Genomic DNA, 25,436 nt, shown 5'->3' with positions numbered 1-25,436 from the left:
TGCGATTCGTCAGGCGACACAGCTTCAACAAATGGGCCGTCCAGCCGAGGCTAAGGCACAGTTAACGGCAGTCCTGAACCAGGTGGAACAGGAGATACAGGCAGAAGAACCTCGCCCTGTGGCAAAAGCTGCGGAAACAATCCGGGCTGTGAAAGAAACTGTTCGTCAGGAACCAGTTCTATCGAAAGCTATTGAGCAGGTAAAAGAAGCGATGAAGGCACCGGAGATGCCGAAGCAGGCGGCAGAGAAAATCGAGCGTGCGATTCGTGAGGCGACACAGCTTCAACAAATCGGCCGTCCAGCCCAGGCCAAAACACAGTTGACGGAAGCCCTGAACCAGGTGGAACAGGAAGTTCAGTTGGAGGAAGTACAAGAGATTTCAAAATTGGTGGAGCCGGGCCGTGAAAATAAAGTCTCTACTAACAATCTAAGAATGCCACACCAACAAACAGGAGAGAGTACACCAGAAATAGCTCAGACAACGAAAAATATTTCACGAGATAACTCGGCTAGTGACAATCCTGTTTCTGACGATTCTAGTGAGAATAATCATAGTTTAATTAAGAATTTACTTAGAGATGTTCAGAAAGAACCATCACTAAATAAGGTTCTAGATAAAGTAAGCAATTTTATGTCCACTAATTCTCAAGCAGAAGATATGGATTTGCTAAGAACGGCGCATGTCAAAGCCGAACAATATAACGAGCAAGGCAGAGAACTAGCTGCAAGACGTGAAATTTCCAATGCGCTGAATAAGCTTGCTGAAGAGACACCACTTAGGCAATATAGTGAAAATAAAATCACCGAAACAGACCAATACCTTATTAATGAAGCGATCCAAGGACTTAGGTTAGACTCAACGAACATTGTTGTCACTGAAATTTCTAAAAAGTTGTCCCAAATGGCGATCGACTTCAAACAGATGAAACGTGATGTTACTAGGAATCTAGATAATCTATCAAGGATGATGGAGAATCAGAGAGTTTTCCCTCAGGAAAACATTAAACAAGTCTTAAACTCGACCATCCATAAAATTGATAGTGCAATATTAAAAAGTGATGTCCTTTTATATACAGATATGGTTACGGAAAAAAAATTATTAACTGTTAGTTCAAAGCTAAACGAGGCGAAAAGGTTATTGGAGAAAGGTGATTTATCAGAAGCGAACAAGCTTGTAAAAGAGGTTAAAAAAACTCTGGATAACATCATTTTTAAGCCTTCTGATGTAAAGATCAAACATTTTGTCTCCGAAAAAAATGGAATAGATCAACAAGATGGTGCCAAACATATTTCAAATCTTTTTGAACAAACGGTGCGTCCATACCCGGATGTTGAACCTTCCGGCAGACAGTTGTTTGAGTCAGTTCGTAGGCTAGGGTTGACTCACGAAAATGAATCGGCTTTTTCTATGGTTTCACAAAAAGAACAATTTGATCAGTCTATGGAGAATGAGAACCTAAAGGCAGCCTTGCTAAAAATGATGAAAAATGATGAGGTCAAACCTCATGTAAGTCAGCAAATAGAACAAGCGGTAAATAATATAACAGGACAGCAGCTTCTGAATAAGCAAGATCAGTCAGGTACACAGAATTTATTTTTTCAACTGCCAGTTATGATTCATCAGCAAATTGAAAATGTGAAAATTTATATAAACTCCAGAAAAGAAGGAGAAAAAATAGATTGGGAGAATTGCAGTCTATATTTTGTTCTCGAAACTAAAAAGTTAGGGGATATTGGAATACTATTAAATGCATCCGATAGAAACTTAAGTATCACATTTAGAAGTAATAAAGATAATCTTGATGAAAAGGTAGAATTATTAACTGAAGTGACTAAAGAGCGTTTTCAAGAGATTGGTTACAACTTAAACTCCCTTGGTGTTAGGTCACTAACAGCGGATAAGGAAACCAATATAAATGCAGTTTCAGAAAAGCAAAATGAGAGCATTTTATCACCTACGTTTACTGAGAAAGGGTATGATTTTTCCATATGATCAATTCGCTGCATTTTAATCAAAAGAAACGCAAGCAGATGAATGGGCCAACCGCTGCCGTGATTAAGTATGATGGCGGGGCAAATGCTGCTCCAACGATTATCGCTCAAGGGAGCGGACTAGTTGCTCAAAAAATAATTGAATTAGCAAAACAAAATAATATACAGATGCAGGAAGACGAAACCTTGGTCAATCATTTATTGGATATAGATTTAGGAGAGTCAATCCCGCCGCAGCTCTACGCAGCAATTGCTGAAATTTTAATTATGCTAGAAGAATTGGAAAAAATCTATTAACACATCTTATATACGTCCGATAATAATGGTAGACAAGTTAGTTGATGGAGGTGCACGATGGAGGCCCTGACACAAGATGTCATATATAACAAAACGCCTCAAGAATTAACTTCTTTTTTATATGAGGGGATTATGGAAAATCTTGAAGAGGCGATTGATTTTATTGAAAAGAAAAACTTTGTGGAAGCAAATGTTAAAATGCAAAAAGCAAACGACATATTGCATCGACTGGGTGTAGGTCTTAAATATGAAGCTGGTCCAATAGCTGAACAGTTAGATACATTATATAACTTTATGGCGAACGAATTAATTGTGGCAAACGTAAAAAAAGATACTGATAAGATTACTGGTATTTTAAATCTAGTGGAACAACTTTCGCAAGCATGGAACGAAGCTCTTAAACAAAATGCTAGCGCAGTAAAACCAAAGATCAATAAAAAAGTGGCAGCCTATGAGGCGAGCATCATGAGAGTACAATATTAATATCAATTAACGAGGAGTTTAAAACATGAGAATTAATCATAATATATCGGCATTAAATGCGTATAGAAATTTATCAGTAAATAATGCAAATACATCAAAGAGCTTAGAAAAGCTTTCTTCAGGATTGCGTATTAACCGTGCCGCCGATGATGCTGCAGGACTTGCAATTTCTGAGAAAATGCGTTCGCAGATCAGAGGTCTTGGCATGGCAGAGCGAAATGTTTTAGATGGCATTTCCTTTATCCAGACAGCAGAAGGAGCTCTTTCATCTACTCACTCAATCCTACAGCGTGTCCGTGAATTGGCTGTTCAAGCAGCAAATGATTCTAACACTGCTGTTGATCGTGAAGCAATTCAGAAAGAGATCAATCAATTAACAAACGAAATCAACCGTATCGGTAATACAACGGAATTTAATACAAAGAAATTATTAAATGGTGACCTGCAAATCCTTGGCGAGCCTAAAAATATAAAGACTGGATCGGACATTTTAACGAATAACCTATCTAATTTAAAAGTTGATCAAAATTCTTTGGTAAGCAATGGGAATTTCAAAATTGAAATTGAAAACTCTGGTGGAATAGCTAATAAATATCAGAATGTTAATCCCGCAACTGTTATTAAAACAGGAGGAGGATCTGGAAGTGTTGGAATTGATGCGTTAATTCCAGGGACAAATAACGACATCGATTTAGATGCGGGAGATTATAAAATCATTTTAGATAAAACAGTTGGACCTGTAGCGGAAAATTTAAGTGATCCAGCAGCTGCCTTAAATAATGCGAATGGAAACCAACCAATTACCATAGATCCGAACTCTACTTTAGTTGACGGTACTTATGATATCGAAGTAACAAAAAATCGTGCCTACAACGCAGTTGATGGGAACGGTGCTACACTTAGCAATGTAACAATTGATCCAAATAACCCAGCGGAAGCAGGGGATTACACATTTACAACTGTTGCTAAAGTATCTTCAGGAGCATCCGACACGTATATCACAAATGTTTCAGTTAGTGATCCTTCCGTATTCGCTGATCCAATGGGGGCTTATTCCATTGATATTCAATTAACGGATGACACAGCTACTAAGGCAACATACACAATTGGATTAAAAGATTCAAATGGAAATTTGGTTCCTGATACACAAATCGATTTTGAAATCACTCAAGCTGCTGGTGTAGAGACAATTAAACTTGGTGACCTTGATGTGCAAATCGATACTGACGCGCTATGGGCTGCTGTAAATCACGACGGTACTGTTGATGGAAATGACGCCATTAGTACATCAACATTGAACTTCAATGTTTCAAAAACAATTGTTGCTACTCACAATAATGAAACAGAAGAACAGCGAGTGGTTGATGGAGACCTAAGTGCAGCCTTTAACTTTAGTACAGGTAATCTTTCACTTGCTTTAGATCCTGCTCGCCTAACTCTTGGACATGTTGAGGATGTAACAGTTCAGTATGAAGACACCTGGAATGTTAAGGATTATACAGGTAATACGATATCAAATCTTACTGTGACAGATTTAACTAATATCCAAATAGGTAATGCAGGTGATGGTGTTCAGATCGATTTAGATTCTGCTGCATTGCAAAGCATGGGAATTGGGAGTGCTAATAAATCAACGGTAAGTTTTGATGTAGCTAGAGAAAGTATTGTTACTGCTTAACTTGAAAAGAATGGATCATTATTAAACAATGCCGTTACATTGACAAGTTCTGGGGTTACTGATCTTGGTAATAATATTAAATTCACCTTTGATGCAACTGATATTGGAAACACAATTGATGCAGGTGTAGTTTCGTTTACTATTGATGATATTATTCCAGCTGATTCTTATCAGGCAGTGTTGAAAAAGTCTTCCGATGATGGGCTAACATATAATGATATAGTAGAAAGTAAAGCTTTCCAACTGGGAGATCTGGTAGGTTTAGATATCAGTGGTTTAAGTATCCAAACTACTTTAAATACAAGTGTAGCTGATAGTGCTTTATTTGAACTTGAAAACGGAGATGAAGTTAATAATTCCGCCACCATGCAAATCGGTGCAAATGCAGGTCAAACGGTATCACTTGAAATTAAGGATATGCGTGCTAAGGCTTTGAATATTAGTTCTGGTGATGCAGGCGGAGAAAAAACTATTACTCTTTTAAATGGGCAGCAGCAGAAAGTATGGTTTACTGAAAACGCAAGATCTAATAACGGAGTTTCTGATGAGATCACAGAATATACCTTGGATATTAGTTCTAATGAAAAAGCACAGGCTGTCATTGTAGTCGTAGATGATGCTATTCAGCGAGTTTCTGAAGAACGTTCACGTCTGGGAGCCCTGCAAAACCGCTTGGAATACACTGTCGACAATTTAAAATACATGAATGAGAACCTGACTGCTTCAGAATCACGCATTCGCGATTTGGATATGGCTCAAGAGATGACCAATTTCACGAAAAATAATATTCTAAACCAAGCAGCTCAAGCGATGTTGGCTCAAGCTAACCAGCTTCCACAAGGTGTGTTACAATTATTAAAATAATATGGTATAAAGGAGAGGTATCCACCTCTCCTTTTTCTCTGAGCCAATGGAAAACAAAATATAAAAAGGTGATGGTATATGGAAGTACAACGTATCTCCAAAAGTACATTGTCTAAAACGGAATTTAAAGAGGAAGTCGCAACAGATTCCATATCCTTTACTTCCGTCATGGATAAACGACGAAATGATGTTACTTTTGACCGTCTGAATAAAAAAATGAAAGAAATAGAAGTTCAGGGCTCCAAGCTTCATGAAAATCAGACGGTTGAAAATCTTCGAAAATATAAAAAGCTTGTTAAGGATTTTATGGACGAAGCTATTAAGAATGGCTTGCAGTTACAGGAACAACGGGGCTTCAACCAACGGGGTTCTTCCAAAATATATAAACTAGTTAAGGAAGTAGACAAAAAACTAATTGATCTGACTAATGAAGTGATCAACAAGGAAAAGAAGGGGCTGGACATTCTTAATTTAGTTGGAGAAATCAAAGGGTTGCTAATTAATATTTATACGTGAGTAAAGTGGCCACAGCAAAGGTGCTGTGGTTTTATGTATTGTATGACATTAGGCAAGCTAAAAGTATGCTGTAATCATCCGATATTATTAATAACAACAATTATAGGGGGAGTCTATGTGCTCGAGCCTTTATCTTCATCGGTACATTCCTCTCAGCCAAGAACAGCTAACCAAGAAGGAACTAATATAATTACAAAAAAAGAAGGAACAAATGAAATTACAGCCAATGCAAATGCAGTTAAAAACAAAGAATATTCGAAGCAAGAGATAGAAGAAGTTGTAGACAGTCTAAATAAGTTTTTACAACCTTCACATACCTCAATAAAGTTTGAATTCCATGAGAAGCTTAATGAATATTATGTAACAGTCGTTGATGATACCACCCAGGAAACGATTAAGGAAATTCCATCAAAGAAAATCTTGGATTTTTATGCGGCCATGACAGAGTTTGTTGGAATTATGGTTGATAAAAGAATTTAGGTTGGTGATATAAATATGGTGCGTATAGGCGGATTAGCTAGCGGCATGGACATTGATACGCTTGTAGGAGATTTAATGAAGGCTGAGCGGATGCCTTTGGACAAACTGACACAAAAAAAACAATATTTAGCGTGGCAACGTGACGACTATCGTTCAATGAATACATTGCTTAAAGGCCTTGATGACAATATTTTTGAAAAAGTTTTTTTACAAAAGTCATTTAACGTAAAGAAAGTTACAACATCTAATGAAAATATAGTTTCTGCAGTTGCGCTCAGTTCGCAGTCAAATGTATCCAATCAAATAGAAGTAGTGAATCTTGCTAAGCCTGCCACTTGGAAAGCTGCTGGTGATTTGACCGGTACATCTTTTCAAACAGGAACTGATGGAAAAATTACAGCTACTGCAGATAAGCAACTGAAGTTTAAAGTTAAAGATCCTGGCAGCGACAAATTTAACGATGTAACCATTTCAATTTCTAAAGACGAGTCTATAGACACTATTCTTGGGAAATTTAACAGCTCCGGTCTTGGTGTTTCTGCCATGCGAGCAAAGATTAATGTGGCTACTCCTGAGAGTCCTGATTACAAAAATCGTATAATCTTTACAGCAACTAAAACAGGTGAACATGGTGTTATTGCTGCAGCGGATGATACAACAAAAGCGTTCTTAATCGATTTGGGATTCGCTGATCCAGGAGCAATGAATGTTGACACAATTGCAGATCCCAATAACGCGGCTGATGCATATGAATTAGCCAAGGATCAATCAGGATCCAATGCTAAAGTGAAAATCAATGGTTATGAAATGGAACAAACATCTAACACTTTTACGATTAGCGGTATCCAATATACGCTTAAAGGCATTACAGGTACGCCAGTATCAATTTCTACCGCAACTGATGTAGAGGAGATTTTTAACAATATCAAATCCTTTGTAGATAAATATAATGAAACTATCGATAAGATAAATAACGAACTAATTGAAGAACGTTATCGGGACTATACCCCGCTTACAGATAAACAAAAAGAAGGTATGTCAGAAAAGCAAATCGAAATGTGGGAGGAAAGAGCCCGTAACGGTATGCTTCGTAATGATTCGGTTTTATCACGCACCATAAATACCATGCGCCTAGATTTATACGGTAGGGTAGGAACGGATAATGATAATATCAATAATAGCTATGATCAATTATCTAAGATTGGAATTACAACTAAGAACTACCTTGAAGGTGGAAAGCTTCAAATTAATGAAGCGAAATTAAAGGAAGCAATCGAAAAAGACCCGAATGCGGTATATCAATTGTTTGCTAATGATAGTACGGATACTGGATCAAGAGGAATTGCACGCCGTTTACGCGATACCATTGAAAAATCAATGGAGAGTATTACTGAAAAAGCAGGCAGTGCAACTAAAACTAACCATCAATTTGCAATTGGCAGGCTTTTAAATAATGTTGATTCTCAAATAAATCGGTTTGAGGATAAGCTAAAGAAGGTTGAAGACCGTTATTGGCGCCAATTCACCGCAATGGAGAAAGCGATCCAAAAATCAAATGAGCAGAGCAGTTATTTGATGCAACAATTTGCTGGTGCATAAGCAGTCTATTAACCTTTTTTAAATACTAGCCGGAGCTGTCGACTAAGAGCATATAATTATGTTGTCGGTGAACTGAAGAAAAGGAAGTGAAATCTATGGCTATGGGAAATCCATATCAAACTTATCAACAAAATTCTGTAAATACCGCATCGCCGGGTGAATTGACTCTTATGCTTTATAATGGCTGTTTAAAATTTATTTCTCAGGCTAAAAAAGCAATAGAAGATAAATCGACTGAAAATCGCAATACGAACATCCAGAAAGCTCAAAATATAGTGCAGGAGCTTATGGTTACATTAAAAACGGACACTGAAGTAGCAAATAACATGATGATTATGTATGATTATCTGAATCGCCGTTTGATAGAGGCCAACATTAAAAATGACAGCGAAATATTAACGGAGGTAGAGGAATACATAGTTGAATTTCGCAATCTCTGGAAACAGGTTATCCAAATGAATCGCCAGAAGCAGTTTTCCCGGAGCGACTCTGTATAATGAATCGGCTTAAGGTTTACTATGAAACTACTTCGCACCTACTTCAGCGTGTCCGACACTTTAATCAGGATGAAGATTGGGACCAAGGGATAGCTGAAATAGAGAGTTTACTTGAAGAAAGGACGGCGATGTTAAATGACATTGCCGCACCGTTTTCTTCAGAGGAAAGGGAAATGGGAAAAAAACTAATCAGAATGGATAATGCTTTAAATGAAGAACTTATTTTCATTAAAGGTCAGATTGTTGAAAGGTTAAAGGAAATCCGACAAAAAAAAGTCACTAAGCAAAAATATTCCGATCCCTACCAGGCATTAGTTACAGATGGAATCTTTTATGACAGATCAAAATGAAAGTAGTATTGTTTTACTAACCATACTTTCATAGATTTCTTCATGAATCGTTTTAATGAAAAACAATAAAATCATTTTCCGTTTTCCGACTCTTCCTTAACCATTTCGACAAATTTTTTTCCTGGTTTGTGAAGGTAATGTTAAGGGTATCGTAGAATATATTTAACATAGCCTTATTTAAAGGAGGACTCAGTTTATGAATTACAACGTTCGTGGTGAAAACATCGAGGTAACTCCAGCAATTAGAGAGTATGTAGAGAGAAAAATCGGAAAATTGGAACGATATTTTAGTAATACGGAAAATGTGAATGCCCATGTAAATTTAAAGGTTAATAATAATACCACATCTAAAGTGGAAGTTACGATACCCATGACGAATTTGGTGTTGCGGGCTGAAGAGGCTAATGCTGATATGTATGCAGCCATTGATTTGATTGTCGATAAGCTTGAGCGCCAAATCCGTAAACATAAAACAAAAGTAAACCGCAAGTTCCGAACAACGGGTAATACCGCTGCGATGTTTTCAACGGTTGAGGAGACCGGCACTGTAGCTGTGGAGGATGAAGAAGATAGCGAACTGGAACTAGTCCGCAGTAAGAGCTTTGAACTGAAACCTATGGACAGCGAGGAAGCGATCCTCCAAATGAACATGCTCGGACATAATTTCTTCGTTTATACAAATGCCGAGACGAATGAAACCAACGTGGTGTACCGTCGCAAAGACGGCCGTTACGGGTTGATTGAGACTAAATAAGGATACCCTAAAATAACAGCGAACGCAGTTCTGCTACAGAACTGCGTTTTATATTGCCCTTGTTACAGGGATTCCTATGCTCCTAATCTCAATAGTTACATTTTAAGAGTCTTGCATTTCTTTAAGCCTTTCCAGGCAGGTTTCGCAGGTGACTTCATCTAATGGTTTGAAAACGATATTCCGGAGGTCTTGTCTGTTTAGTTCATAAAAGGAGTTGTGTTTGAGTCCGCATTGGCATGTGTTCTGATCTTTGACGATATGTACCGAGTTGTCTTTTTTACGTTGGTAGGTTGGATAGAACATAGGTTTTCCTTTCTGTTTGTATTAAGGGGCTGATAATATTGGTAAATATTCCAACTCTACTATAACAATCCTATTTTGCAATTTCATGAGAAAAAAGCAGGATTATATTAAAGTTTCGAGAAAAGTCTAACAATACAATTGCGTTAGTTATTTCTTAATGACAGCGTGCGAATTGCTGACGTTAGGCTGTAAAGTTTGGGTTTGGTGATAGGGCGGACAGATACTGACGAATACAATGCTGCGTGGTAAGATAGATGAAAACAGATAGACAGGCAAAAGGGTTGTTTTCTTATATTAGAAGACTGATAGAGAGGTTGAATCCAATTGAAGCAACGTGACATTTTTATGGCATTCTTTCGGGCGGGAATGCTTGGCTACGGGGGAGGGCCTTCTTCGATTCCATTGGTTAAAACCGAAGTAGTCGACCGATATAAATGGATGGAAGCGGATGAATTCGGTGATATACTTGCCCTGGCCAATGCTTTGCCAGGTCCCATTGCAACCAAGCTAGCTGGTTATATTGGCTACCGGGTTGGTGGATTTTGGGGGCTTATAAACGGGCTGTTTGCGACCATAGTGCCGACAATTTTCTTAATGGTTTTGTTAATGACGGTTTTGAATTCTTATAAAGACCAGCCTTGGGTTGAGGGCATGGCTAAGGGAGTGGTCCCTGTTGTTGCTGTCATGCTTCTAACCATGACCTGGGAATTCTTTAAGAAATCAACACAATCCAGTTTAGGCTGGGTGTGGACAATTATCTTTGTTGTCATCGCTTTAGTGTTAATGGAAGCAATACATATTCATCCAGCCATTATTATTTTTGTTTTATTATTGGGGGCTCTTTTAAAAAAGAATTCTCCTGCTAAAAAAAAGGGGAATCTATCACCATGATTTATTTAGAAATTTTCTGGGCATTTTTTGTGCCAGGCATTCTTGGTTATGGAGGAGGACCTGCGTCAATACCACTTATTGAACACGAGGTAGTGGACCGATATGGCTGGCTCACAGTGAACGAGTTTAGTGAAATGCTGGCGTTGGGAAATACGCTGCCAGGACCTATTGCTACCAAAATGGCAGGATACATAGGGTATGAACAGGGAGGTATCCTCGGTGCTTTTATGGGTGTATTCGCGACTGTTGCACCTTCCTTAATCCTGATGCTTGGCCTTCTTGCTCTTTTAATGCGTTATAAGGATTCACCGAGGGTGAAGCGAATGACCATTGTGGTTCGGCCGGTGATTGCCGTACTTCTCGGTATGATGACATATGATTTCTTTTTCTCATCTTATGAAGGACTGGGATGGATCCAGACAGTTGCCATTGGTGTCATAAGTTACGTGCTAATGGAACGGGTGAAAGTGCATCCTGCGTATGTAATAGCTGGGGCACTTGTGTACGGAGCGATTTTCCTCGGATAATAATTGCAAAAAATCTCCAGTCATTTTCAACGACTGGAGATTTTTTTGTGCGCCTATTGGGTACAACATCTATTAAATCTATAGATATAGAAATATCCTTATTGTAATAATATTATTATTCATTACGCCTCTACAATATAGGTCTTTATTCTCTTTTTAGGTATATAGTCCCGTTTTATCGCGTTAATTTTATGTTATATTATGGATATAAAGTCACAAAAACCAAGTGAAAAAGGGCAAATCATAGGAAACTATGAGACGCAAAGCCATGGGCCTAACCCACTTTTGTGTGGAATGGTAGCCGGTTGCCACAAGGATACATAGTCTTTCTTCTATGGACCTTGTTTTTTGGGTCCATATTTATTTGGCCTTTTCACAAAATGAAAGGTGGAGAAACATGGTAAGGCGTATAATTAGTAGTACTCTCATTTTTGCAATACTTATCTATCAATTAATCGTTCCAATTGGAAGTGCTTGGGCAGCAACTGACAACAGCATTTTACCCCCGAGCAATTTTGCTTTTCAAAAAACTGCACCTGAGGACGTTAAATTGACCTGGAGTTCTGTTTATGGAGCCACAGGTTATGTTGTTTATGAAATCACGGAAGGGCAGCTAGTCAAGCTGGGTAGTACAACGACAGCTAGCTACAGCTTAAATGACCTTGCGGAAGGAACATATAGCTATGTTGTTTCAACTTTAAATGGTGAAAACGAATCAGGACCATGCGCACCGATTAACATCGAGGTCGCTTATCCTGATTTGGCAGCCCCAACCTTGACGTATACGATCCAGAATGGGAACGATATAGTTCTTAGTTGGACAGCGTCACAGTACGCACAGAAATACAATCTTTATAAAGTTGCTTCTGATGGAGAAAAATCACTGGTAACAACATCAACAGCCCGTACATATACAGTGGTTGATGCACCTGAAGGAAAATATACTTATGCGGTTTCCGCTGTGAACACACTTTATGGCCAATCTCCGCTTTCTGAAAGTCTGGTCGTTGATGTAGTGCATCCAGAAATGGAGAAACCATCAAACTTGACTTTCACTATTGCAAATGGAAATGATGTCACCTTAAAGTGGCAAGCGGTGAACTATGCAACAGGCTATAAAGTTTATCAGATTGTTAATGGACAAGAAGAACTAAAAAGTACAGTAAACACTACAACTGCTAAATTGACTAATGTGCCATCCGGGGAATATGTTTATAAAATTTATTCTTCCAGCAGCCGTTTCGGTGACTCAGCTGAAGGCAGTGAAATTTCTGTAAATGTTAGTCAGGTAACAATGGCGCCGCCAAGTAATGTAACATTTAAACTTCAAAATCTTACTGATGTAGTTTTAACATGGGGTGCAGTCCCAAATGCTACTGGCTACAACGTGTATCAAATTGTTGATGGAGAAAAAGTGCTGAAAAGTACATTGACAGGAACAACGGTAACATACAAGAACCACGCAGCAGGAGACTTCGTTTATGAGGTGCATTCATACAGCGACCGATTCGGGGAGTCTGAACAAGGCGGTCAGGTTCCTGTTAAGGTGGATGCCGTAACCATGGCTGCACCCGAAGGAGCAACATATAAAATTCAAAATGGCAACGACATCGTCCTGAACTGGGGTACAGTCCCCAATGCAACTGAGTACAAAGTCTATCAAATCATGGATGGGCAAAAAGTATTGAAGAGTACACTTACCGGAACAACTGTAACATATGCCAATATGACGGCCGGTGACTACCAGTTCCTGGTTCATTCTTCTAGCACCCGTTTTGGTGAGTCTCAAGAGGGTAGCCAAATTTCCATGACTCTTAACTCGATTACGATGAGTGCACCGGAGGAAGTTACATACTCACTCCAGAATATTAACGATGTTGTCCTAAATTGGACTACGGTTCCTTATGCTACAAGTTATAAAGTCTATGAAGTTGTAGATGGACAAAGAATTTTAAAAAGTGCACTTTCAGGAACCACAGTAACCTACACCAACCTTTCGGGAGGAAACCATATTTTTGAGGTCTACTCTTACAGCACTCGTTTTGGAGAGTCTAAGGAAGGGAAACAGGTATCCGTTCAAGTGGACTCCGTTGCTATGGATCCGCCTGCGAATGTAGCGTATAACATTCAGAATGGAAACGATATTGTTTTAATTTGGACGTCTGTTCAAAGTGCCAATAATTATAAGATTTATCAAATTACTAATGGACAAAAAGTTTTGAAAAGTACAGTAACTGGAACAACTGTAACATATGCCAATCTTCCGGAAAGGGATTATGAGTACGAGGTATATGCAAACAGCACCCGTTTTGGTGAATCTAAAGAGGGCAAACGTGTTGCTATCTCTCTATCATTTCCTGAAATGAAAGCTCCCGTAAATGTTATCCAGACTATCAAAAGCGGCACAGAATTCAGTCTAAGCTGGGAAGCTGCAGATTATGCGACAAGCTACAAAGTCTATCAGATTGTCAATGGACAAAAGAATTTAAAAAGTACAGTGACCGGAAAAACGGTCAACTATAGTAATATGCTTCCGGGAAAATACACTTATGAAATTCATTCTTATTCAGCCCGTTTTGGGGAATCCAACGAAGGCACCCGAATCGAAGTTACATTAAATGGACAAACGATGCAAGCTCCTGAAAATTTGGCGTTCACTATCACCAATGGAAATGATATTAATCTCAAATGGACGGCAGCACAGGATGCAACCAGTTATAAAATTTATCAAGTGATTGATGGGGAAAAGGTCTTCCAAAAGACTGTGACAACTACAGCTGCTTCATTTGCTAATATGCCAGCTGGAGATCTTGTCTATGTAGTCCATTCTATTTCACCATTCTATGGAGAGTCACCAGAAGGAGCAGAAGTGAACATTCCTTTGGTTCACCCAATAATTGGGGATCCTGCCAACCTTGGTTATAAGATTCAAAATGGAAATGATATCGTATTGACTTGGAGTGCTGTTCAATATGCCAATAGCTATAAGGTTTATGAATTAGTTGGAGATGAGGAAGTACTAAAGAGTACAATCACAGGATTGACAACAACTCTTTCGAATGTAATGGCTGGGAATCACCCATATATCGTCCGTGCAGTTAGCACACGGTTTGGTGAGTCTCCACAAGGAAGTAAACTTTCCGTTCTAGTGGACAACATTATTATGGGAGCACCGGCTAATCTAATACATACCATCACTAACGGCAACGACGTTACGTTAAAATGGGATCCCATAACCTATGCAAAATCTTACAAAATCTATCAGGTTATTGATGGAGAAAAGGTTTGGAAATCGACCGTAACAGGATCATCTACAGTATTTTCCAATTTGCCACAGGGCGATTATGAATATGAAGTGCATTCCTTCAGCGATCGTTATGGAGAGTCACCAGAAGGGTCTAACGTAAGCTTTAATTTAACATTCCCTGTAATGCAGGCTCCTGGCAATCTAGTCCATACAATAGCCGATGGTAATGATTTAACATTAAAGTGGAATCCAGTGACGTATGCAACGTCATATAAAGTGTATCAAATTATTGATGGAGAAAAAGAGTTAATTAGGACGCAAACTGGCACATCCCTTGCTTTGCCGAATATGTCGGAAGATGACTATACTTATGAAGTGCATTCCGTAAGTAGTCGCTTTGGGGAATCGCCGGAAGCAAGCAAAGTAAGCTTTGAATTGATTCATCCAATTATGCAGGCGCCGGCAAATCCTACATATGCCATTGCTAATGGAAATGACATTACGTTGAGATGGGCTTCATCCACCTACGCTACAGGATATAATATTTACCAAATTGTTGGTGGCGAAAAGAAACTGCAAAAAACGGTAACAGGAACTGCTGTTTCATTTACCAACATGCCTGAAGGTGAATACAAATATGAAATTTACTCCGTTAGCAGTCGTTTTGGTGAATCACCAAGCGGAAGTGAGTTAAAATTCACCATGACATGGCCGGTTGTTCAGTCGCCTGTCGTAACGGGTACTGTTTTTAATGCAAATAACATGACCCTATCGTGGAAATCCACAGCTTGGGCTAACGAATACCGCGTTTATAAAATTAAAAATGATAACAGAGAGTTAATTTATAAAGGTGCTGCTTTAACACACAAAGTATATAACCTGACTGAAGATACACACTCATTTGAAGTCGCAGCGTATAATACCCGATTTGGCGAATCTGCATCTTCAAACCTTATCACTGAAAAAATCGTTTATCCTGAGATGCAGCCGCCGGTTGCAAGCTTGCAATTACTGAGTGAAACAAGTGCAAGAATAAGCTGGAATTTTATTACTTATGCCAATGGATATAATATCTATGAAATAATCGGCGGCAAACCTGTGCTTGTAGTGAAAAATGTAAACAATTTATCTTATACAATTGAAAATTTAACATATGCGAATCATGAGTATTACGTAACTTCTTATAGCAATTCGTTCGGAGAGTCAGATCCGTCAAACATGGTGCTGGCTAAATTAATTATTGACACTGAAGCTCCTGTAACAAAATCAAATGCAAAAGAAGAATGGACCAATGCAGCACAAGAAATTAAGTTAGAAGCGACTGATAACGAAGTTGGCGTGGATAAAACTTATAATTCCTTGAATGGCAGTCCATTTGTTGAAGGAACTAGTGTGAGCGTTGAAGAAGAAGGTGTGAACAAGCTTTCCTTCTATTCAGTTGATAAAGTTGGAAACAAAGAGCAAGCAAAGACTGTTGAAGTAAAGATTGATAAAACAGCACCTGCAACTGAATCTAATGCCCCACAAAATTGGTCAAAAGAAGAAGTAACAGTCACATTGACAGCAAAAGATACACATAGCGGAGTAGCACAGACATTCTATTCTGTGAATGGTTCAGATTATCAGGAAGGCACATCTTTTACAGTAGAAAAAGAGGGAATCAACCAGGTTTCTTACTATTCAGTAGATGAAGCGGGCAACAAAGAAGATGTAAAAACTGCTCAAGTAAAGATTGATAAAACAGTACCTAACACAGAATCCAATGCCCCGCAAAATTGGTCAAAAGAAGATGTACCAGTAACATTGACAACAAGCGATACACATAGTGGTGTAGCACAGACATTCTATTCTGTGAATGGTTCAGATTATAAGGAAGGCACATCTTTTACAGTAGAAAAAGAGGGAGTCAATCAGATTACTTACTATTCAGTCGATGAAGTAGGCAACAAAGAAGAAGTGAAAACAGTTGAAGTAAAGATTGATAAAACAGTACCTTCAACAGAATCTAATGCCCCACAAAATTGGTCAAAAGAAGAAGTAACAGTCACATTGACAGCAAAAGATGCACATAGCGGAGTAGCACAGACATTTTATTCTGTGAACGGCTCAGATTATCAGGAAGGTACATCTTTTACAGTAGAAAAAGAGGGAGTCAACCAGATCTCTTACTATTCAGTAGATGAAGTAGGCAATAAAGAAGATATCAAAACAGCTGAAGTAAAGATTGATAAAACAGTACCTGAAACAGAATCCAATGCGCCACAAAAATGGTCAAAAGAAGATGTGACGGTAATATTGACAGCAAACGATACACATAGTGGTGTAGCACAGACATTCTATTCTGTGAACGGTTCAGATTATCAGGAAGGCACATCTTTTACAGTAGAAAAAGAGGGTGTCAACCAGATCGCTTACTATTCAATGGATGAGGCAGGCAACAAAGAAGAAGTGAAAACTTCCGAGGTAAAAATCGATAAAACTTCACCGTCTATTACCATGGATACAAAAGAATATTATCTCTTAGGAGATACTATCCCATTATTGTATTCTGCAAAAGATAATATGTCCGGTGTGGTAGATGAAGAAATGCTTGTTTTAGACCCAAATGAAACAGTTGGTAAAGTAATGCAAAAAGACAGTGCCATTACTTTCACCCAACCGGGTTTGTATAATATTATGATCACCGCGACTGATGCTGCTGGTAATACAACAGAAATTAAAAAACAGTTAAATGTATACATTCCTGCAACTATTGAAGTAACCCCTAAGGTTATTAATGGCAACAAGGGAGTTTTCACAGTTCGTGTTGATGTACCAAGTGCATACCGAGGAAAATTAGAACTTGATCATGCAACGCTAAATGGTGTTAAGGCACTAAATAGCAACAATGGATACTACAATCAGGCAAAACAAGGACAATTTAAATTTGAACGATCTGATTTTACCTGGACAAATCCTGAAGTTACGGTTGAGTTTCGTGGCAAAATTGGTAACATTGTTGTTATCGGACAAACAACAGTTCAAGTAAAAAAGTAAAATGAAGAATGAATCCCTCTTCCGTATTGAAGAGGGATTCATCATTTGACAGCTCTACTGGTACAAAGTGCTCATTAAACTTATGTACATTCTTCATAAATAACCAACTCATCGTTTTTTCTACTCTGAAAGCTGTCTAAGTTATAGATTATTTGCTGCCTTTAATGCAGAACTCCCCATGAAAAATGAAGTGATTGAACTGAGGTTTTGACAGGCAAAGACCAAGAAAAACAATGAACTTGACGATAGCTGAATAGAAAGTTACCATAACTTTAGACATCTCCTTTTTTCTGGAAATTTGGTTGAGTGTGGTAACTTTCCAATTCCACGATTAAAGGGAGGTTATTCTTGATTTTAAGAGATTTTCAACAAACGACAAAACGAGACAATCTTTACGACAAGTTTTTTGCAAGACTCAAGTAAATTAGCATTTTTATTAAAGAAAATCGAATTCATATATTATGAATCATTGAAGCCATTCTTCTACAACGTGCGTTACCAATTAAATGTTTGTAAAATTTTTTTAATATCACCCCCACTCAAGGGTTTTATTCTGAAAAAAGGGTATAAGTATAGAAGAATTGGAAAGAAGTTGAACTTGGAAAAATTAACACCGTTTGGAAACTTTTGATTGTAAATAGTAATGCCACAGCATATAATAAAGCTCTACAGAGTAGTCCATTATTACGTAATTAAAAGCTCTCATTTAACGCTTCAATTCTCGCAACATCATCTAAGATAATAAAGGAGAGAAATTTTTAATGGTTAAAAGGTTATTAACAGCAGTCATTTGTGGTATATTCTTTTTCCTTATATCCCTTGGAGGGACAAGTACTATGAATGTCACAAATGCAGCATCTACTACAAATCCATTGAAAACTGTGCAAGATTTCAAGATTTATTATGGAAGTCCAACCACATCAATCATTAATAAGCTTTCTAGTTATGATATGGTTGTGATAGAGCCTCATGCTTATACGATTGAACAAATTAAAAAAATTGAGACTCAGGGAACTAAAACAATAGGTTATATAAGTGTGATTGAATTATCGTCCTGGGTTAACGACTTTGTTGCCAAGACAAAAGAAGAGGATTATTATCATCAGAGTAATGGTAAGCGAGTACCCATTCCAGCGTGGAATACCTATTTAATGGATATATCGAATCCGCATTATAGACAGTTACTTCTTTCTGAAATAAAAGCTCAAATTGTTCAGAAACAATTTGATGGAGTATTTTTGGATACTGTTGATGATTTGGATCATTATTGGAATACCACGCCTGCTGAAAGAACTAAAATGAGAGAGGGATACGAAGCGTTGCTTAAGGATATTAAGAAGCTCTATCCAAATCTTGTATTAGTTCAGAATAGAGGATTTGAAACGTTACAAACCAATTCATTGCCTTATATTGATGGTTTCCTTTGGGAAGATTTTAATAAAACGAAACTGGTCAATAATGATTGGGGGCAAAAATGGATTGGCATTTTACAAAACTATTCAAATAATAATAACCTCGCAGTTTTCTCGGTTGTTCCTACCTTTTCAAGCAAAGGTTATAGTGTAACCAATCAATTTATACCATCTTATAATAAAAATGATAACTACAATTCATGGTAACAAGCATTAAATGGATGACTTAAAAGGGTCAGACCTCACTGGTAATATTGTGTATAACATAGAGAGTAACTCTATCAATACATTATATTCTGGTGGGATCTGACCCTTTTGTTTTAGTCAACCTCATTTTTTTAAAAACTATTTGAATCCAATTGTTACATGTTCTCGTTCCGCCTTGATTAGAACGTGGTCTGAGTCCATTTTTGTGATTTTACCACCATCAATTGAGCTAATCTCTTTTGAAGATCGCAACACAAAATACAGAGGGGGAACAAAATCATTTACAAAAACATCGATCTTATCGTTATCTTGTTGGATATAAATTTTAGTTTTTAAATAGTGCTCTAAGTCAGTTCCGGCCCTAGCAGCCACTTTGCTTTGGAGCCATGGGTACCTATTCTTTGTATCTTTCATAATATGCGAGAATTCTGTGGAAAGCTCGTTCCACGACTTGGAATTCCCTCTATTTTCATCCAGGATGTCATCAGGATGGATAAAGTGAGAAAACATACCTAGAGATGTAATACCATTGCTAAGTAACCATTTATTTTCATTGCTATCCTCGTAACCTGACGTCAAACGTGGCATTTCAATAAACTTTCCTTTTTTTTCAAATTCCTGAACATAGGCGCTTTCTGTTGGATCTTCAATATATAGGGATGAAATGATTTTTATCGATGGCAATGCTTTTTGTATAGCTGCTTTCCCTTGTTCACTTAATACATTAGAAGGTGGAACATAAGTTTTAGGAACATAACCTGGTAAAGTCATGTTGAGAAAATACTCTGCTTCATTTAAAGCCTCCACTATGTTCTTTTCACTTTTCCAGCTCATATATGAATATTTATCGGAAATATGCTGATCAAGTGTCAACGATTGATGGTTATATCCATGAATTCCAATCTCTCCACCCATTTTTAATAGCTCACGTCCAAACATGACCATACTGTCTTTGTCAATACCGCTTCGATCTACGAATGATGGTTTAACCCAATTGTTATAGGTCTCTATTAACACACCGGTATACTTAATATCGTTGCTGTCGGCTATTTCCTGCATATCTTTCCACCAAACTGTCTGATAAAAGGTCCGAGTATCGATTCCATAATCCCTAAAAATTAATTTGTTCGTTCCAGGTGGTAGTGGAGCAGGAAAATCATCGATATATACCAGTTTGGAATTCATAATTGGATAAATATAATCTTCCTGTAAATAACTTAGTGCACCCGAAATGATACCTCTATTATCCTTTGAAGATAAAAATGTACCATTAAAGACCATAAATTTACCTTTTCCGTAATTCGTATCCCATAAAAGAGGCAGACCTTTTTCAGACTTCATATGAACAGAAACTGCCTCGTCTAATTTCAAGGATAAGGATGAATTTAATAGGAATGCTTCTTTAGGAATAGAAAGGCCTTTGTTATTGATTAAGATATCGGAAGTTAAATGAATACCTTCTGTAGTTGTAAAGTTTCCTAATTCGTTGATTCCCAGGTTTCGATAGATTGAAAATAAGGAATTCCCTATCTCTGGACGAATTGCAAAGAAGATACCTCCTCCATCATAAACATACTTCTGAAACAAAGACATGTCCTGAATCCCGTTAATTTGTGCAACCGCAAATATAATAGATTTATAATCATCCAGATTAGATGGAATGTCTTTGATAGTTGTTGCTTCAGTATTTTTTTTCATATACTTCAGCGTTTGCGCTATATTTGATTTTAATTTTTCGCTGCCTTTTTCGTTCGGATCATAGATGACTAAATAGCGGTCATTCTTAAAGTTTTGTTCTTCTTGTTCAGAAAGCGCTGATTTTTCATCCACAACTCGATCGTCTTGTTTAACGTCTGTGTGGAGCTTTAATATAATATTAGAACGTGATAACAAAATGGCCAATCCAAATAATAAAACAAATATGGAAATATAAATCATATTTTTATTAATAATATGTTCGTTCTTCATGTAACACCTCAGCGTCTCACTTGACGCGTTCGTTAGGATTTTTAACAATAACAGGGCCTAAAGCATAACGCCCATCTTCTTGCATCCCGGCCATTTTTAGCCTTATAGCGGGTGTGTTGGTTTCTGGATTTAGGATTGCAACGGCAACTTTATATTCGCCACTTGGTATATTATTTGGTATCTGCAATCTTTCAAACACCTGGTATGATCCAGGAATCAATTTTCGGATATCCATGCTTGTTTTTTGTTTGGCTACTGCACGGCCGTTAAGGTCAAGCAGACTAATTTCTATTGGCCATGGAAAGTAAAAGGGAGCAACCCCATCATTTTTCCATTCCATGGCCATAGTGAGGTGTTCCCCAGCCGTCAATTCTTTACGATGAATTTCTTTTGCAATTCGAAGCTGGTATCCAATGGTTTGCAGAAAGGTCTCTACGTTTTTCTGAGCTTCCTTTTCATCCAATGGCTCAATTGGTACGTTTGGCCCCAGCCAGCTAACATGGGTTTCTTTAGCCTGGCTGATTACTTCTGTAAACTGTGGCCTGCTAAACAGCTTATCCCAAGCTTGGTTTGGATCAAATTCACCACCTGAAGAGGCGTGCTTCCAATAGTCTTTCATTGGTGGGTGCCGTTCACCCGTTAACCAAAGGTTGTATCCTCTATCTATCCAATTTTTAAAGCTCTTAATGGTATGCTCTTCATTTCCAAACATATCGTTAAAGAGACCCATATGATATTTATTTGCTAAAGGATAGGGCCTTCTCATCAGCAGCATTTTGTTTGGGAAGTAATGAACATACGGCATCACATATTGATTCGTCACTTTTAGCTTTGGAAAAGGGATAGTCAAGCTTTCATCCTGGATCGTATGCCATTCACCCCAATGTCCAATGCTGCCCAGCTCAATAAAAGCAATTCGTTCGTCACCGTTATAACGTTCGCCTAAATTCTTGATTAAGCTTTTGTGATTGGAAATAAGTTGAGGGTTATTGTAATCCGGGCTGAAACCCTTTCCCCACTCAGTTGTATAATGAGTGCCATCACCGTGAATCTCTTTATAGAGCCAGTCTGGAATGTCTATATGGCTGGCTGTGCCGGGATAATCCAATACGATTCTAATAATAATTTTTACATTTTCTTTTGACCAATCTTCTAATCTGTATTTCTTTTCTATACTAGTGAAATTATAGACTCCCTTTTGGGGTTCTAGTTCTCTCCAAGTGATATTCGCATAGACCAAGCTATGAGGCAGGTTATAAGGGCCGCCATCCGCACTTGGAGCAAACCCTGTATACGGATTGACTAATGCTTTATCCATCTTATTGGGTTGAGTAGTGACTAATTCTTCATTGTTAGCAGCTAAAGGGCATAAATTTAATAGCAAAAAGAATACAAGGATGCTTGGGATTAGCCTTATGCTCATAATTACACCACTCTTAATGTTTAATTTTGTGCCCGTTATTAATTTACTCTTTTAATGAATCGTTGGAATAACGATTTACGTTGTTTTACAACGAGCGGCTGAGAACAAAAAGTATAATAATCTAGATTTTTCATATAATGGGACAGTCGTGCAATTGCGACTGAAAAGCCAATAAAAGCAGAAATCAGACAAGACATTCCAAGTTGGTCTGTATTTACAAAAAGATAAGTGAGTAATAAATTACTTCCTGTGTATATGGAAATAACGGATAAAGAGCCTTTTCTATCATCAAAATAAAGCAGTAAGAGCATCATGATGAACATCAGAATAAAAAAGGTATTGCCAATTGTAATCAGAATGAATGTGTTAATTTGTTCACTTTTTAATCCGATTTCAGGCAGAAGATTGATTCCTAACACCAACGCTGCTAAAGAGAACACAACCTGGAATTCCATAATTACCGTAAGTTCACGTTGCAAGACCTTGAACATGTCTCTCTTTGCAGCATTGATTTCATTATAAGAGAACGCTCCTAAAATCCTGGAATAGTAGGTTTTATATTTTTCATAGAAATTCGTTTCTGTAGAGACTACAAACATGACCATGGCCGGCAGAATTGATAAATAGGCGTAAAACACCGGTACATCATACACGGGAGCTGTTATAAACGTTTTGCCTATCAGCTTCTCCAGGGCTCCCTGTTGGGCATTTGCGAACCAGATAATTAAACTGTGGCCATATAAACCAACCATATAGAAGAAACCAATAAATAATAAAGATGGGTACTTATCTACATAATGTAGAAAATTGAAATATTGTTTGTTATTCACCGGGAATAACTTTTTTATTTCTCTAAAAAACGATAACAAAATGACGAAAAAACCTATATCCATACAAATGAAGCTTGCAATAGCGGAATGGAATCCTAGAATCTTGAAACTAATAAAAAAAGCAGTAAAGGATATTGTGGTACCTAAAAGGAACCCTAGAATAATCTTCTTATATTCCTGAAGTGCCGAAATATAAACAGACTGCAGCCAGATAATGATTAGTTCAATAAAGAACAAATAGGAAACCAACTTAAATTCCCAGGATAGTGGTGATGGAATATAGAAAACCAGGCCACATATAACCGCTATGAACATGCATATTGCGATCATTCCAAATAAAGAAGAAAGAACAAAGTTCTCATTCTTAGAATAGATCTGGTCCGCTAAATATCTCGAAAGAAACATTGTGAAAAATCCTGTTAACAATTGAGAAAAAATAAATGAATACTCAGTACCAGCAAGAAAAAGCTCTTTCTCTTGTTGAGGTGTACCAAGCATGGTCAGAAAAAACTGTGCACTGGCGATGATAAAAATGCATAAAGCCATAGGCCCTACTATAACAATTGAAGAAAACGCGTATGCCTTTACTCTGCTCAGGAAACTGTTTTCTCTAACGATTTTCTTTAATTGAAACCCAATCCCGGCCATAAGATCCCTCAACTTTTTGGTATATTTCCTTATAACTATTTATAAAATGGTCCCTGGAGTAGAAGCGAGAAACTCGTTCGAAACCATTCATTCCCATTTCATTCCTTAAAGTTTCATCCTTGCTAATTGTTACAATGGCTTTAGCCATTTGCACATAATTCATGACCGGAACAATAATACCAGCATTCCCGATTCCATCATTTCGGCCATATAATAATTCACTGCAGCTTCCTACATCTGTACAAACAAATGGTTTTTTACTAGCCAAGCCCTCTAAGACAGCTAGAGGCTGGCCTTCACTGATACTTGACAGCACGAGTAAATCCATTTTTCCTACGTACTCTTTAATGTTTACTGCACCTGTAAATATCACATCGTTTATACCAAGGGACTCAACCAATTGAACGCATTCCTCATAATATTCCGGGTCCTCTTCTGTCGGCCCGAAGATAAAAAACCGTGCATTTTTAACTTCCTGTTTAACAATCGCAAAGCTTTGAAGCATTGTAACGATATCTTTAATCGGCACAATCCGTACAATGGCACCGATATTAATAAACTCTTGATCTTCTTCAACCTTGGGAGCTAGATTTTCAAAATCACTAGGATTTATTCCATTAGGGATGATGGTGATCTTTTCTTCAGCACAGCCAATCTCCACCTGTATTTCCTTATTCTTATTAAACAGGCTTATTACTTGATCAGAGAAGTGATACGTACAATGAGAAAGCTTATAAAAGTATTCCGTCCATAGATTTTTAAAATGGCCTTTAACCCAGTCCGACTTAATAATTTCCTCTTCGCGTTCCCTCGTATAAATCCCATGCTCTGTTAACAGTAAAGGCTTGTTATATTTCCATTTCCCGAAGCTTGCAATTACTCCAGCGTAACCAGTAGAGACACTGTGATAGACATCGGCTTCGGGAATTTCTTCTCTCATTAAAAGGAATAATGGCAATAGCATGGATCGTACTGTCCAAAAGAATTCATTAAAAGGAATTTGGGTATGGTATTCTTCGCAAACCTGTTTAATGCAATCCAAGAAGTCTTTACTGGTAAGGAAATTTGATACCGAATCCAGTTTATCGCCTGAAAATAAAGAGAAAATATCATCCCAATTCGGATTATTGTTATCAAGCAGGTTTTGTATGGCAACTTTCTCGGAGGCTGTTAGACGATAGTTTTTGCCCCAATTAGCTTCCTCGCTTTGGTAAGCATCTAAAAACACTTCATGGACATGAACTACATTGGGGGGTAATTTGTATTTGAAATTTCCTCGTTCCTCTTGATTGGCACCTATAGCATAGATGATAAATTCATGTTCAGGCATATTCGTAATTAATGATTGTATCCAACTAGAAACGCCACCAGTTACAGATGGATACGACCCTTCCGCAACCAAACATATTCTCATAGTTTTACCTCTTATCTCTG

General features: G+C 37.7%; 18 protein-coding genes, 1 pseudogene and 1 riboswitch. Of the genes and pseudogenes, 15 read left to right on the top strand and 4 right to left on the bottom strand.

Features of this window, described 5'->3' with window-relative positions:
• The 15 genes and pseudogenes from CUU64_RS22185 to CUU64_RS18200 form a co-directional block, all read left to right on the top strand.
• Positions 1–1,993, top strand: a pseudogene (locus CUU64_RS22185) (MICOS complex subunit MIC60); the annotation flags it as partial.
• Complete coding sequence (locus CUU64_RS18265; protein WP_180954668.1) at positions 1,990–2,289, top strand: EscU/YscU/HrcU family type III secretion system export apparatus switch protein; 300 nt, start codon at positions 1,990–1,992, stop codon at positions 2,287–2,289. The pseudogene CUU64_RS22185 and the gene CUU64_RS18265, both read left to right, overlap by 4 nt.
• Positions 2,290–2,346: 57 nt before the next feature.
• Positions 2,347–2,772, top strand: coding sequence for a flagellar export chaperone FliS (gene fliS / locus CUU64_RS18260; RefSeq protein ID WP_101635103.1), 426 nt, complete (start codon positions 2,347–2,349; stop codon positions 2,770–2,772).
• Between the two features lie 25 nt (positions 2,773–2,797).
• Positions 2,798–4,450 (top strand): flagellin N-terminal helical domain-containing protein, encoded by a 1,653-nt coding sequence (locus CUU64_RS18255; RefSeq protein WP_101635102.1) that lies wholly within the window; start codon positions 2,798–2,800, stop codon positions 4,448–4,450.
• 39 nt (positions 4,451–4,489) lie between these two features.
• Positions 4,490–5,314, top strand: coding sequence for a flagellin (locus CUU64_RS22780; RefSeq protein ID WP_257985587.1), 825 nt, complete (start codon positions 4,490–4,492; stop codon positions 5,312–5,314).
• A gap of 78 nt (positions 5,315–5,392) precedes the next feature.
• Positions 5,393–5,830, top strand: coding sequence for a YaaR family protein (locus CUU64_RS18245; RefSeq protein ID WP_101635100.1), 438 nt, complete (start codon positions 5,393–5,395; stop codon positions 5,828–5,830).
• Between the two features lie 117 nt (positions 5,831–5,947).
• Positions 5,948–6,310, top strand: coding sequence for a flagellar protein FlaG (gene flaG, locus CUU64_RS18240; RefSeq protein WP_257985586.1), 363 nt, complete (start codon positions 5,948–5,950; stop codon positions 6,308–6,310).
• A gap of 15 nt (positions 6,311–6,325) precedes the next feature.
• Positions 6,326–7,909 (top strand): flagellar hook-associated protein 2, encoded by a 1,584-nt coding sequence (locus CUU64_RS18235; protein WP_101635099.1) that lies wholly within the window; start codon positions 6,326–6,328, stop codon positions 7,907–7,909.
• Between the two features lie 95 nt (positions 7,910–8,004).
• Entirely contained in the window at positions 8,005–8,406 is a 402-nt protein-coding gene (gene fliS, locus CUU64_RS18230; protein ID WP_101635098.1) for a flagellar export chaperone FliS, read from the top strand.
• Complete coding sequence (gene fliT / locus CUU64_RS18225) at positions 8,406–8,756, top strand: flagellar protein FliT (RefSeq protein WP_101635097.1); 351 nt, start codon at positions 8,406–8,408, stop codon at positions 8,754–8,756. Before fliS (CUU64_RS18230) ends, fliT begins: the two co-directional genes overlap by 1 nt.
• 196 nt (positions 8,757–8,952) lie before the next feature.
• Positions 8,953–9,510, top strand: a complete 558-nt coding sequence (gene hpf, locus CUU64_RS18220) for a ribosome hibernation-promoting factor, HPF/YfiA family (protein WP_101635095.1) — start codon at positions 8,953–8,955, stop codon at positions 9,508–9,510.
• Between the two features lie 627 nt (positions 9,511–10,137).
• On the top strand, positions 10,138–10,704 hold the full coding sequence (locus tag CUU64_RS18215) for a chromate transporter (RefSeq protein WP_101635094.1): 567 nt from the start codon (positions 10,138–10,140) through the stop codon (positions 10,702–10,704).
• Entirely contained in the window at positions 10,701–11,231 is a 531-nt protein-coding gene (locus CUU64_RS18210; RefSeq protein WP_101635092.1) for a chromate transporter, read from the top strand. The genes CUU64_RS18215 and CUU64_RS18210 overlap by 4 nt, the downstream gene beginning before the upstream one ends.
• Before the next feature lie 225 nt (positions 11,232–11,456).
• Positions 11,457–11,544: riboswitch (cyclic di-GMP riboswitch) on the top strand.
• An 84-nt stretch (positions 11,545–11,628) separates the two neighbouring features.
• Positions 11,629–17,514 (top strand): OmpL47-type beta-barrel domain-containing protein, encoded by a 5,886-nt coding sequence (locus CUU64_RS18205; RefSeq protein ID WP_101635091.1) that lies wholly within the window; start codon positions 11,629–11,631, stop codon positions 17,512–17,514.
• Positions 17,515–18,275: 761 nt separating this feature from the next.
• Positions 18,276–19,133, top strand: coding sequence for a glycoside hydrolase family 191 protein (locus CUU64_RS18200; protein ID WP_101635088.1), 858 nt, complete (start codon positions 18,276–18,278; stop codon positions 19,131–19,133).
• Between the two features lie 138 nt (positions 19,134–19,271).
• Here CUU64_RS18200 and CUU64_RS18195 read toward each other — a convergent pair whose 3' ends face one another.
• Genes CUU64_RS18195 through pelF form a run of 4 tightly spaced genes read right to left on the bottom strand, consistent with a single transcriptional unit; the run spans position 19,272 to position 25,416 of the window.
• Entirely contained in the window at positions 19,272–21,101 is a 1,830-nt protein-coding gene (locus CUU64_RS18195; RefSeq protein WP_101635086.1) for a DUF2194 domain-containing protein, read from the bottom strand.
• Between the two features lie 16 nt (positions 21,102–21,117).
• Positions 21,118–22,524, bottom strand: a complete 1,407-nt coding sequence (locus tag CUU64_RS18190; protein WP_101635084.1) for a DUF4832 domain-containing protein — start codon at positions 22,522–22,524, stop codon at positions 21,118–21,120.
• 38 nt (positions 22,525–22,562) lie between these two features.
• On the bottom strand, positions 22,563–24,002 hold the full coding sequence (pelG, locus tag CUU64_RS18185; protein ID WP_101635082.1) for an exopolysaccharide Pel transporter PelG: 1,440 nt from the start codon (positions 24,000–24,002) through the stop codon (positions 22,563–22,565).
• On the bottom strand, positions 23,965–25,416 hold the full coding sequence (pelF, locus tag CUU64_RS18180; protein WP_101635080.1) for a GT4 family glycosyltransferase PelF: 1,452 nt from the start codon (positions 25,414–25,416) through the stop codon (positions 23,965–23,967). Before pelF ends, pelG begins: the two co-directional genes overlap by 38 nt.
• Positions 25,417–25,436: the final 20 nt, after the last annotated feature.

Origin of the sequence: Bacillus sp. V5-8f (genome assembly GCF_002863565.1) — a bacterium.
Lineage (GTDB): Bacteria > Bacillota > Bacilli > Bacillales > DSM-1321 > Peribacillus.
This window is presented reverse-complemented; position numbering and strand designations above follow the sequence as displayed.